The organism is Cupriavidus sp. 05L411, from assembly GCF_056398045.1.
In genome coordinates this window covers 20,279-32,993 of the sequence record NZ_JBFTOQ010000058.1, presented here as the reverse complement: position 1 = coordinate 32,993, position 12,715 = coordinate 20,279, and the positions used below count along the sequence as shown (strand labels likewise).

General features: G+C 67.5%; 6 protein-coding genes. 4 read left to right on the top strand and 2 right to left on the bottom strand.

Annotated features, from left to right (window positions below):
• Positions 1-7,037: hemagglutinin repeat-containing protein (locus tag AC1DQR_RS36135; RefSeq protein ID WP_477134768.1), on the bottom strand; the 7,037-nt coding region annotated here is incomplete at its 3' end.
• Positions 7,038-7,365: 328 nt separating this feature from the next.
• Here AC1DQR_RS36135 and mdtD point away from each other — a divergent pair.
• Positions 7,366-8,817, top strand: coding sequence for a multidrug transporter subunit MdtD (gene mdtD / locus AC1DQR_RS36130; protein ID WP_477134767.1), 1,452 nt, complete (start codon positions 7,366-7,368; stop codon positions 8,815-8,817).
• Between the two features lie 7 nt (positions 8,818-8,824).
• Here mdtD and AC1DQR_RS36125 read toward each other — a convergent pair whose 3' ends face one another.
• Positions 8,825-9,775, bottom strand: coding sequence for a LysR substrate-binding domain-containing protein (locus AC1DQR_RS36125; protein WP_174428273.1), 951 nt, complete (start codon positions 9,773-9,775; stop codon positions 8,825-8,827).
• Positions 9,776-9,871: 96 nt separating this feature from the next.
• On the opposite strand from AC1DQR_RS36125, the gene pcaH reads away from it, so the two are divergent.
• The 3 genes from pcaH to AC1DQR_RS36110 all read left to right on the top strand — a co-directional run bounded on the left by pcaH (position 9,872) and on the right by AC1DQR_RS36110 (position 12,663).
• On the top strand, positions 9,872-10,597 hold the full coding sequence (gene pcaH / locus AC1DQR_RS36120; RefSeq protein ID WP_043355917.1) for a protocatechuate 3,4-dioxygenase subunit beta: 726 nt from the start codon (positions 9,872-9,874) through the stop codon (positions 10,595-10,597).
• A gap of 3 nt (positions 10,598-10,600) precedes the next feature.
• The gene (pcaG, locus tag AC1DQR_RS36115; protein ID WP_416053029.1) at positions 10,601-11,179 is read left to right on the top strand and encodes a protocatechuate 3,4-dioxygenase subunit alpha; all 579 of its coding nucleotides are present in this window, start codon (positions 10,601-10,603) and stop codon (positions 11,177-11,179) included.
• A gap of 107 nt (positions 11,180-11,286) precedes the next feature.
• Positions 11,287-12,663, top strand: coding sequence for a 3-carboxy-cis,cis-muconate cycloisomerase (locus AC1DQR_RS36110; protein WP_477134766.1), 1,377 nt, complete (start codon positions 11,287-11,289; stop codon positions 12,661-12,663).
• The last annotated feature ends 52 nt before the right edge of the window (positions 12,664-12,715 follow it).

The following is a 12,715-nucleotide window of genomic DNA, read 5'->3' as shown; positions in this document are numbered from 1 at the left end:
CCGGCCAACGCGTTGCCGCCACCCAGGCCCGCAACAAGCGCGCCGCCTGCGGCGTGCAGCACTGCGCGGTAGTCGCCGCCTTCCTCCCAGTTTTTCGCGTCGGCAAGGTACTTGTTTTCCAGTTCGGTATCCCCGGCGTCGTGGGCGGCCTTGGCATTCGCACGGGCTTGCTTCTCCTTGGTGCCGGCGATGTCGCCCACTGTCTTGGCTGCCGCCTCGCCGGCGGCCTGGGCGGCGGCCATCGTGTCGGACTGTTTGTTCAGTAGCTGTTCCAGGTCGGGGTTCTTGCCGACCGTGCTGTTGGTGCCGGCGGTGTCCCGCTTCAGGCTGGCGAGGTCCTGCTTCTGGTTGGCCTGGTCGTTGATGGTGATAGTGCCTTCGGCGATTGCGCTGCGTGCAACGCCGTCCTGGCTGCCGCTCTTGTGCTGGGGAATCATCGGGTTGATGCCGCCGGTGTTCTTGCCTGAGGTCTGGCCGCTGTTGCTCTGGCCATTGGGTGCGCCAAATGCGCCGCCCGCGGAGAGGCCGGCGGAAGTCGCGCTGTAGTCGGAGTGGTTGGCGATGTCGCTCCAGGTGAGCGTGCCGGTGGTCAGGTTGTTCTTGTCCTTGCCTGCGTCGCTGGTGAGGATTGCGCCCTTCAGGTCGGTATTGCCCTTGACGGTGATATCGAAGCCGTCCTTGCCGGCATGGATGCCGGACTGCTCGCTGACGTTGGCATAGCTGCCATTGGCCTTGCCCTTGGACGCTGAGAAGCTGGCCGACCCGCCGCCCTGGCTGATGCTGAAGCCGCCGCTCATGCTTTCCTGCCTGGCGTGCATCTCTTCGGTGTCCTGGCGGCTGGCGATGTTCAGGTTGCCGCCCACGTCTGCGATCACCTTGCTGCCACTGACCGTGGCGCCGAGGATGTTGGTGTCGTTACCGGAGGCAAGGGTGACGGACTCCCGGCCGCTCACGTGGCTGTTGGCTTGCGCGACGCCCTGGCTGTCCGAGTTGCCCTTCGCCTTGGAGGCGGAGGCCGATACGCCGAAGCCGGCGTTGTCCGGGCCAAGGCCATACGACACGCCGACGCTGGCGCTGCTGGACTTGTTGGTGCTGTGGCTCTCGTTGGTGTCGGTGGCCGAGACGATATTGATATCGTGCCTGGCTCCCAGCGCCACCTTGTTGGCGTCGATGTTCGAGCCGGCGATGTTGAGGTTGCCTGCCGTCTGGTTGCCGTTGGCATCCACGCCCGTCGCGACGAAGGCCGCGGTGCCGCCTGCCGATACGTTGGCGCCGTTGTGGCTGGTGGCGTCCTGCGTCATGGTCTGCTTGCTCTGGCTGGTGCCCCAGGAGAGCGTTACGGCGGCGCCTGCCAGCGGGTTGCCGCCGGCCTGCGCCAATGCGCTGCCGGTGTCGGCAATGTCGCGCGCGGCGGCGATTCCCCACAGTGCGGACGCGCGGCCGTCCTGGCTTTGACTGGCCGAGTTGAGCTTGTTCCCGGCGGCGATGGCCGCGCCGATGGCGCCACCTGACACGCCCAGCGTGAAGCCGCTTTGCTTGACCTCGTGGGTTTCGTCGTGGTGCTGGCGGTTCTGCGCGGCTTGGATGTTGACATCCGCGCCCACGCCCGTGATGTCCTGCCTGGCGATCAGGTTGCTTCCGGTGACGGTAGGGGTGCTGCCCGCGTTCATGCGGACGCTGCCGTCCGTGCTGCCGACCAGGCTGCCCACCTGCTGCGTGCCGTTGTCGTTGGTGGTGTCCTTCTGGGCGCGGTTGCCGTACGAGAGGCCGGAGCCGGTGGCGCCGAACCCCGATTTCTTCTCTTCCTTGTAGGTGTAGGCGGACGAGGTGGTCTCGGTGGTGCCGATGGTCAGGTTGCGCCCCGCGCCGAGGTTCACGTCGTGCGTGGCCGCCACGGTGCTGCCCGCGACGGCCAGGTCACGTCCTGCCGCCATGGCCACCGTGTCGCCGGAGAAGGTGCTGCCGAGCGCCTCGGTCTGGCTGTTGGCATCGATGGTATGGGTGGACTTCTTCGACAGGAAGCCGCTTTCCTGGTAGGCGTGCTCGTCGCGTACGGACCTTGATGCCTGACCGGCCTTGACGTTGATGTCACGTCCGGCGCCCACGGCCAGCGCGCCGTCCGCGCTGACATACGCGGCGGTGGCGTTCACGTCGCGCCCGGCGCTCAGGGTTGTGTTCTTGCCTGCCGTGACCTGCGTGCCGATTTCCGCGCTGCGCGATACCGCTGCATTGTTTCTTGCGTCTTTGTAGAGGTGTTCCGATTCGCTGACCTCGACCGTGCCAAGGTGGATATCGCGGCCCGCCGCCATGCCCAGGCTGCCGGTGGCCTGGATGTTCGCGGCCTTGGTGTTGATGTCGCGCCCGGCCACGAAGGTGGCGCTGTCTGCCGCCACGCTGGAGATGCCCGCGATCACGGTGCGGCTGCCCGCGAGGTTGCCGCTGCCGCCGGCGCCGGAGGCGGTGGTGGTGGTGATGGTGGTCAGGTTGATGTCGCGGCCAGCCGTGGCTGCCAGTTGGCCCGTCGTGATATGTCCGGCGAGATTGTTGATGTCCTGCCTGGCGCTCAGCCCCATGACGCGCGCCGACAGCGCGCCGCTGTTGTGGATATTGGCCGCGTCGATCAGCGTCACGCCGCGGCTGGCGATGGTGCCCGTGTTCTTCACGTCGCCATCGCTCCGGATCACGGTATCGCGCGCGGCCATCAGGGTGCCGTCACCCTTCAGGTCGCCCGCGCGCACCTTCAGGTAGGCCTGGGGCACCAGCGCGCGCTGGGTGGTGCCGTCCTTCAGGGTGACCGTCTTCTCGACCAGCCACACGATGTCGGTGGTGAGCGCGCGCATCTGGTCCGCCGTCAGCCCGGTGCCCACGTTCAGGTGGAACTGCTTGCCGAACTCGACGCCTGATTGCATCAGCGCCTTGTATTGCGCTTCGTTGTCGGTGTAGTCGCCCACGAAGCGCTGGCCGGTTCCCAGCATCACGGCATCGGCCACGAGGCGGGCTTCATAGTAGCCGTCGCCCAGGCGCTTGAGCACGTGGGTGGGGTCCTGGCCCAGTTGCGTGAGCATGACATCGCTGGATAGCCACTGGCGCTGGTTGGTGAAGCGCGGGTCGGTCTCGATCAGGTAAGGCGTGCCCGGCTCGCCGCGAATCTTGAAGAGCGCATTGTCGGGCATCGCCAGCGACGGCGAGACGGCCCGGATGACGTCGCCGCCCAGGCGGCCACCGGCCTCCGTGCCGAGCGAGATCTGCGTAAGCGTCGGCGCGGTGGCGATAGGGCCGGTGCCGGTCTTGTCCGCCACGATCGTGCCCGTGCCGTTCACAACCTGGTAATCCAGCGCTTCACCCTTGGCGAGCTGGGTCGGAATTTCCAGATGTACCGCTGGCACGTCCATGTTGTCGTAGCAGCGGCCGCGCTTGCATGGGCGGGTGTATTGGCTGGTGCCGGTTGTATCCTCGATGCGCGTCGCATCGTACGCAAGGTTGTTGACCGCGCCGCTGCCGCCACCGGCAGCAAGCGTGCCGCCAACGAGAATCTGGCTCTTGTCGTTGGTGACCGCGCCAGTGAAGCTGGCGTTGCCGCCCACCAGGATGCGGGCGGGATCGGTGTGGGCGACAACCTCGTCCTGCACGCGGGTGTCACGCCGTTCGATGGTCCAGGACTTCACCAGCCGGCCCTGATAGTCGCTGTTGAACGCCTGGATCTTGCCATTCAGGGCTTCGTAAAGCGGTTTGATGGCAGCCTTTGCGGCCTGGTAGGTAACCAGATCGGCCCGGTATTGCGTATGGCAGGCCACTGGTGATCCATCCACACAGGGTGAGGGTAGGGGAGGCAGCGCGCCGGGCCGGGCCATCCCGAATTTGTCCCAGATGGGGTCGTCAGCCTTGTAGACAAAATGATCGGCTTCCAGGCTGCCATTCGCGTCCGGCGCGAACGGCAGCATTGCCAGGCCCACGGGCCAGTTTGGACCAGACGAGCGGCTGTCGCTCTGTCCCGGCGTGCCATCGGACTGGCGCGCCCAGTCGAACGGGGGGCCAAACACGCTGAAGGGGTACTGCGCCGAAGGCAGGAGCAGGCGCTTGTAGTCGTCATCGCCGAGGTAGGCCAGGTCATCGCCGTGGCTGGCGATGTGGCCAAATATGGCACCCGATGCCGTCGGCAGCACGAGCATCGCAGTGCTCGGGTCGATGTTCTCGGCGCTGCCATTGAGCCGATAGTAGAACGCATGCACTGTCCCGGTATCGGTGCGCTCGGTGCGGAAGTGGTCGTTGCGGTTGGCAAGGTCGGCAACGTTGAAGTTGGCGCTGCGCGCCACGTCGATGGTGGCCGAGGCGTTGGTGAGCGCATCGGCCTGGCCGGTTGCCTTGCCGCTGGGATCCAGCGCGCGGCCCACGTTCAGGTCTTGCGACGAGTAGACCAGCGCGTGCTCGCGGTTGACGATCTCCGGGGCGCCCAGCTCGATGCCGCCACTGCGCGAGGCGATGACGGCCCCCTGGCCGGTGGCGGGGTGGATGTCGTTCAGGATATGCCGGCTGGCGCCGATGGCCACCGAGTCGCCATAGATGCGGTCGATGTTGGTGACGCTGGTGCCGGCCAGGATGCGCACGGCGCCGCCGTCGATGAGGCTCTTGTTGAGCACCGCCTGATCGGCGCGAACGGTGTTGGAGGCCCGCCCGGACAGCTCGCCCGCGTTGGTGACGTTGCGCCCGTGGAGGTCGGCGTTGCGGCCTGCCACCAGCTTGCCATCATTGGTGAGATCGCCGGCGGCATTGCCCTGGGCATCCTTGATCAGGATGTTGAGATCGTGCGCCGCGGTCACCGTGCTGGTGTTATGGAAATCGGTTTGCAGGATCGCGGTGACGTCACCCGCATGGGATTGCAGCGCGCCATCCCCGGTGAGGCTGTCGCCCTTGATGCCCAGCGCCTGGTTGGCCGCCAGCAGGCCATCGGTGTTGGTGATGGCCTGCACATTGAGCTGCGCCGTGCCTCCGGCGGTGACTTCGCCATGGGTGTTGCCAAGCGTCGCGGCATTGGCGGCAAGCGAGGCATCGGCGCGCAGCGCGCCCTGGGCATTGTCGATGGCATGGGCGGCCAGCCTGACGTTGGCGCCCTCCATGCCCTTCGGGGCTGCGTCGGTGCCGGAGAGCGTGTCGCGGTTGAGGATGGTGCCCGCCTGCGCGTCCAGGGTGCCACCGGCATGGATGAAGCCCGCAGTGTTGTCGAGGGTAGCCGCGATGCGCACCGTTGCATCGCTGTTCGACGCGACCTCGCCGTCAGTGTTGGTGAGGCTGTCGCCGGTGATGGCCAGCGGGCCGCCTGCCACGATCTTGCCGCTGGTGTTGTCCAGCGCCCCGGTCACCCGTAGCTTGTCTTGTACCGACCCGATGACGCCGCCGCGATTGACGGTGCTGACGGCCGCGACAGTGGTGGCGCCGGTCCCGGCGATGGTGCCGCCGGTGTTGTCCACGGCCTGCGCCGCGCCCACGCCGAGTGCGCTGCCACTGGTGATGGCGCCATCCTGGTTCAGGATGTCTGCGCCCTGGACGGCTCCGCCATGGACGCCCCCGACGATGGCGCCGCCGCGATTGTCCACCGTGCCGCCGGCGTTGACCTGTACGGCATTGGCCTCCAGCCGTGCGTTCTGGTGGCCGATGTTGCCCGCCGCCGACAGATAGGCGGTGCCGTGCGCAACGACTTTGCCGTTCGACAGCTCCAGCGTGGGGGCCGACAGCTTGGTGTCGGCGCCGGACACGATGGTGCCATGGGATTGGATGGCCGTGCGCGCGGCAAGATGGGCCGTGCCCGCCCCGGTCACGTTGGCATTGGCATCGACGCCCGCGCCAATGGTGCCGCTGTTGGCGATGCGGTCGGCCTGGGCCAGCAGATCCGTGCCGGCGGCCAGGGTGCCGTTGTTGCTCAGTTGTCCCGGCGTGGCCGCGGCAATGCCGCCGCGCGTGGTGATGGTGCCCGCGTTGCTGATGTTGGCGCCGGCGACGGAGGCGCTGCCCTCGGCTTGCAGGCGGCCACCTGGCACGATATGCACGTCGCCGTTGTTGTCCACCACGATGTCGCCCGAGCCGGCGGTGACGCCGCCGCCGAGGTGAAAGCCGACACCGCGTTCCGTGCCGATCAATTTGACCGCCCCGCTATACATGGAGCTCAGCGCCGAGGCGTCGAGCGCGAATTGCGGGGCAGGGCCGTTGCCCGCTTGCGCGGTGGCGTTCAGGGTTTCATAGCCGACCTGGTTGGCACCCGCGACCACATTCAGGTGCCTGGCCCACAGTTGCGCATTGACGTGGATCGAGCGCGCCAGCAGATCGACCTGCGCCTGCGGGCTGGACAGGCCTTGTCCGCCGATGCCGATGCTGCCGCCCCGCACGTCGAAGCCGGCCAGGCTGCCATCGGCGCTGAGCACCGGACGTCCGGTGGAAAGCGTGAAGCGGTCCGCGTTGATCGCCCCGCAGCCCGAGCAATGCAACCCCGCCGGATTGGCCAGGATCAGATTGGCGCGATTGCCGGCAATTTCTTGTGCGCCAAGCAATTGGGAGGGGTTCGGCTGGGTGACCTGGACCACGATGTTGCGGGCGTGCCCGTTGCCGAGCATCATGTTTCCCTGGACCCAGCCCGCAATCAGCGTCTGGCTGTTTGCCCCGCTGTTATTCAGTACCACGCCGGACGGGCCGACGTTGTACTGAACGAAATGACTCACGCTGGTGCCGCCGTTACGATTGGGCGGGGGGATGTTCACGACTGGGACGCCGTTGGCCGCCACGCCCACCACCGGACGCTGCCCTGGCGCATTCTTGTCCACCTGAATCGGCAAGGATTGCGCGTGCGCCGAGTGGTCAAGCAACACCGGCAAGCCCATCATCGAGGCTGTCAACGCGGTGAGCCATAGCACCGGCACGAAGGCCGAGCCTTGGCCACTGCGTTCGGCGTTGCCTTGACGGCCCTTGCCGCACCCCGCGGCATGTTCCGGTACTGCGACCAGCATGCCGCGCACAGCGTTGAAAACCAAGCGATGGATATTCTTGTTCATCCTGCGTGTCGAGAGAAGTCGGGTATGCAAGCGCGTTGACGCTTGAGCGAGGCTGGACTAAGCCCAGGCCAGACGCACGATACCGAGCGGAGATTCAGATTGAAATCGGACAGGTACGAAAATGACGCGGGAAATTTCCGAATCGCTGATTCAATCCATTCTGAGGGGAATGGCATGACGCGCTGAATGGCCCGAGGCCGCCAGGCGCCGCTTCTGGCAGGCGGGCACGGAATTCGCGCGCGCCACCGTCAAGCTCCGCTACACTGCAACGGTACGCGACCCAGCGGGTCTTCCCGGCGCACCTGCGTTCCGGGGGCCGCCCATCCCGATGCAAGACACGCCTCTTTCCACCACCGCCGCCGCTGCCACCGACGACCGCACCCGCAGGATCATGCTGTGGGTGGTCGCCATCGGTTTCTTCATGCAGACGCTGGATTCCACGATCGTCAACACGGCATTGCCTTCGATGGCCAGGAGCCTGGGGGAGAGCCCGCTGCGGATGCAGTCGGTGATCATTGCCTACTCGCTGACCATGGCGGTGATCATTCCGGCGTCGGGCTGGCTGGCGGACCGTTTTGGTACCCGCACCATCTTCCAGACGGCCATCGTGCTGTTTGTCGTTGGCTCGCTGGCTTGCGCCTATTCCAATAGCCTGACCTGGCTGGTGGTCTCGCGGGTGGTGCAGGGCGTGGGTGGCGCGATGTTGCTGCCGGTGGGGCGGCTGGCGGTGCTGCGCACGTTCCCGCGGGACCAGTACCTGCAGGCGCTCAGCTTTGTGGCGATTCCGGGCATGGTGGGACCGCTGATCGGGCCGACGCTGGGGGGCTGGCTGACCCAGACCTTTTCCTGGCACTGGATCTTCCTGATCAATGTGCCGGTGGGGCTGCTGGGGGGGCTGGCCACCATGCGCTACATGCCCAACGCGCGCCTGCACGGGGTGGCGCCGTTCGACCTGAGCGGCTACCTGTTGCTCGCGATCTCGATGCTGACGATTTCGTTTTCGCTGGATGGCCTGGCGGAGCTTGGCTTCGAGCATGCCACCGTGCTGATGCTGCTGATTGCCAGCATGGCTTCACTCACGGCTTATGTCCTGCATGCCTCGCGGCGGCGGCGCCCGCTGTTTGCATTGCGGCTGTTTCGCATCCATACCTTCAGCGTGGGGCTGCTGGGCAACCTGTTTGCGCGCATCGGCAACGGCGCCATGCCCTTCCTGATCCCGCTGACGCTGCAGGTCAGCCTGGGTTACTCGCCGTTCCAGGCGGGCATGATGATGCTGCCGATCACGGCGGCGGGCATGGCCTCCAAGCGGCTTGCCACGAGCCTGATCGAGCGTCATGGCTATCGCAAGGTGCTGGTCACCAATACCTTCCTCGTGGGGCTGGCGATGGCCTCGTTCGCGCTGATCTCGCCCACCCAGCCGCTGGCGCTGGTACTGGTGCAGCTGGCGCTGTTCGGGATGGTCAATTCGATCCAGTTCACCGCCATGAACACGGTCACGCTGAAGGACCTCGGCACGGCCGGGGCCAGCGGCGGCAACAGCCTGCTGTCGATGGTGCAGATGCTGTCGATGAGCCTGGCGGTGACGTCGGCCGGCGCGTTGCTGGCGACCTTCCAGGGCACCTTCGGGCGGCACGGCGCCACCAGCGCGCTGCCGGCGTTCCATGCCACGTTTATCTGCGTGGGGCTGATTACCTCGGCCTCTGCATGGATCTTCCTGCAACTGTCCCCGGACGTGGCCCGTCCGGCCGGCAAGGGCGTCGAGGACGCCACGGAGATGTAGCCGCCGGCTATGCTCTGGTTTTGCCAGCCAGCCCGTGCGAGCGTGCCGCGGCGCGCTCGCGCAGGTCCTGCACAAAGGCCTCGGCGGCGGCGCCGAGCTCGCGGCCGCCCTGGCGCAACAGCCCGACCGGTTCCTCACTGCCTTGGCCGGAGATGGGCAGCAGCACCAGCTCGCCGCTTTCCAGCGCCTGGCGCATGGCGCAGCGCGGCGCCAGCCAGATGGCGTCGGATTTCAGGGCGACCAGCTGGCCCAGGTAAGCGTCCGAGGTTTCCAGCACACCCGGCGGCAGCATGAAGCCGTGCCGGGCCAGCAGGCTCTCGGCGCTGTGCCGTGGCGCGGAGCCTTGCGCGGGGACCACCAACTGGCAAGCCATGATCTCCGCCAGGGAAGGGGGCGCTTTCGCCAGCGCGTGGCCCTTGCGCACGGCGAGCAGCAGTGGCTCCGCGTCCAGCATTTCAAACCAGAGTCCCTCCATCACCGTCGGATTGTCCATGCGGCCGATGGCGATATCGAGCACGTCGGCCTTCAGCCAGTCGATCAGCGTGCGGTTCATGCCCGTCTGCACCGCCAGGCCCACGTCCGGATGCGTGCGGCGAAAGGCCAGCACGGCTTCCTGCAGCAGGTCGGGCACGACGCTGGGCAGGGCGCCGACGCGGATGTGCGCAAGGCCGTCGGCGTCCGCGCCGGTCACGCTGACCGCGGCTTCGTCCAGGTCCTCCAGCACGCGCAGGGCGTGGCGCAGGAATCGCTGCCCCAGCTCGGTCAGCTCGGTGCCCGCCCGGCCTCGGGCCAGCAAACGTGCGCCAAGCAGCGCTTCCAGCTCGGTCAGGGTCTTGGATACGGCGGGTTGGCTGAGGCCCAGCTGCTCCCCGGCCTGGCCCAGGTGCTGGGTTTGCGCCACGGCCACGAAGCAATGCAGGTGGCGCAGGCGGACACGGTTGCGGAAGGTTGGCTGCATATCTAAAAGTTATGCAAATAGTCAAAAAACTCAATATACATGCACCGTGACTGCAAATAAAGTAATGAAAATTCCACCCCCACGGAGACACGTATCATGGCCGACTCGCCCATCAAGCTGCCGCCAGGGCTGGCGCAATATCGCCGCCACTACTGGGACACCCAGCCGGAATACCGCTTTGACCCTTACGGTTCCACGGCGCTGCGCTCGCCCAACGAGCCGCTGGTGGCGCTGAACCAGACCCTGTCCGAGGTCACCGGCCCGCTGTTCGGCGCCGAGTTCGTGCGCAACGGCGACAGCGACCTCACCGCCGGCCACGCCGGGGAACCCATCGGTGAGCGCATCCTGGTCAGCGGCCGCGTGCTCGATGAAAACGGCCGTCCCGTGCCGAACGCGCTGATCGAGGTCTGGCAGGCCAATGCCGCCGGCCGCTACGTGCACAAGCGGGACCAGCACGACGCGCCGCTCGACCCCAATTTCACCGGCGAAGGCCGCGCGGTGACCGACGCGCAGGGCCGTTACCAGTTCAAGACCATCAAGCCTGGCGCCTATCCCTGGCGCAACCACCACAAYGCCTGGCGGCCGCAGCATATCCATTTCTCGCTGTTCGGCAACGCCTATGCCACGCGGCTGGTGACGCAGATGTATTTCCCGGGCGACCCGCTGCTCGCCTTCGATCCCATCTTCAATTGCGTGCCCGACGCCAAGGCGCGTGATCGCCTGGTGTCCACCTTCGACTGGGAAACCACGGTCCCCGAGTACGCGCTCGGCTACCGTTTCGATATCGTGCTGCGTGGCCGCGATGCCACGCCGATGGAGTAAGCCATGTTGTACGCCACCGCATCCCAGACCGTTGGACCCTACCTGCATATCGGCCTGTCCGGCCTTGACCGCGCCGACCTGACCGCCGAGGCGAGTGAGCTGACGGGCGAGCGCATCGTGATCGAAGGCCGCGTGATCGACGGCAAGGGCGATCCCGTGCCCGACGGCATGGTCGAAATCTGGCAAGCCAACCCGGCCGGCCGCTACCGCCACCCCGACGACGCGCGCGACGGCGCCGAGACGGCGCTGGTGCCTGGCTTCACCGGTTTTGGCCGGCTGCCGACCGGGCCCGACGGCAGCTTCCGCTTCGTCACCGTCAAGCCAGGCCCCGTGCCCGGTCCCGACGGCCAGCCGCAGGCGCCGCATATCGTCGTCTCGCTGTTCATGCGCGGCCTGCTCAAGCACTTGTCCACGCGCCTATACTTCCCGGACGAAGCGCAGGCCAACGCACGCGACTGGGCGTTGTCGCAGGTGCCCGCCGCGCGCCGCCACACGCTGGTGGCGCAGCAGGCTGGCGCAGGCAGGCTGCAATGGCAGGTAGTGCTGCAAGGCCAGGACGAGACGGTCTTCTTCGACATCTGATCCCGCGCGCAGCCATTGCCAGCGCGCCCGCGCTGAACCAAGCCCCGGCGCCGGACCCATCGTGGCCCGGCGCTGGGGTTTTTCCATGCCGATGCGAACCTCTTTCGATGCCGACTTCATCCCGACTGACCGACCCGATGTTCGGCAGCGCCGCCACGCTGGCTGCTTTCTCCGATACGGCAACCGTGCGGCGCATGCTCGATTTTGAAGCCGCGCTGGCGCGCGCCGAAGCCAGCTGCGGGGTCATCCCCGCCCACGCCGCCGAGGCGATCGCCGCCACCTGCCGCGCCGGCGAGATCGACTTCGACGCGCTGGCCGCCGCCGCCGTGGCAGGCGGCAACCTTGCCATTCCTCTGGTCAAGCAGCTCACCGCCCGCGTGGCCGCGCGCGACGCGCAAGCCGCGCGCTACGTGCACTGGGGCGCCACCAGCCAGGACGCGATCGACACCGGCATGGTGCTGCAATTGCGTGAAGCCTTGCAGGCGGTCGACGCCGATCTCAAGGCCCTTGGCCATGCCTGCGCGGCGCTCGCCACGCAGCACCGCGACACCCCGATGGTGGCGCGCACCTGGCTGCAGCACGCGCTGCCCACCACCTTTGGCCTCAAGGCCGCCGGCTGGCTCGATGCCCTGCGCCGCGACCTGCGCCGCCTCGACGCCGCGCGCACGCAGGCTGCCACGCTGCAATTCGGCGGCGCCGCCGGCACGCTGGCTAGCCTGGGCGCCGCGGCGCCGGCAGTGGCAACGGCACTTGGCCGCGCGCTCTCGCTGGCGGTGGCGTCCACGCCCTGGCATGCCTACCGGGACCGCATGGTCGAGGTAGCTACCACGCTCGGCATGCTCACCGGCACGCTGGGCAAGATCGCCCGCGACGTGTCGCTGATGATGCAAACGGAAGTCGCCGAGGTCGCGGAGCCCACCGGCCCCGGGCGCGGCGGCTCCAGCACCATGCCGCACAAGCGCAACCCGGTCGGCTGCGCCGCCGTGCTCACCGCCGCCGTGCGCGTGCCGCCGCTGGTGGCGACCATGCTGGCCGGCATGGTGCAGGAACACGAGCGCGCGCTGGGCGGCTGGCAGGCGGAATGGGATACCTTGCCGCAAATCGTCACGCTGGCAGCAGGGGCATTGCGGCAGATGCTGGAAGTGGTGGGAGGATTGCAGGTGGATGCCGCGCGCATGCGCGCCAACCTGGGTGTGACGCACGGGCTGATCCTGGCGGAAGCCGCCATGCTGGAACTCGGCGGCAAGATTGGCCGGCTGCCCGCGCATCACCTGGTGGAAGGCGCCTGCCGGCGGGCTGTGGCCGAAGGCACGACATTGCGCGAAGCCCTGGGCGCGACCCTGGCCGAGGACGCAGCGCATGCGGGGTTGATGGATGCGGCGGCGCTGGACCGGGTTTGCGATCCGGCTAATTACGCCGGGCAGGCGGCGGGATTCGTCGATGCGGTCCTGGCGGCCTGGCGGCAGGAAGCTGGCCAGCATTGAGCGCCCCGGGAACCCAGCCACAGGCGCTTGAAGGACACGCCAAGAACGCACC

Coding starts and splice junctions, on each gene's coding strand:
- mdtD (WP_477134767.1), top strand. CDS start 7,366: ATGCAAGACACGCCTCTTTCCACCACCGCCGCCGCTGCCACCGACGAC.
- AC1DQR_RS36125 (WP_174428273.1), bottom strand. CDS start 9,775: ATGCAGCCAACCTTCCGCAACCGTGTCCGCCTGCGCCACCTGCATTGC.
- pcaG (WP_416053029.1), top strand. CDS start 10,601: ATGTTGTACGCCACCGCATCCCAGACCGTTGGACCCTACCTGCATATC.
- AC1DQR_RS36110 (WP_477134766.1), top strand. CDS start 11,287: ATGCCGACTTCATCCCGACTGACCGACCCGATGTTCGGCAGCGCCGCC.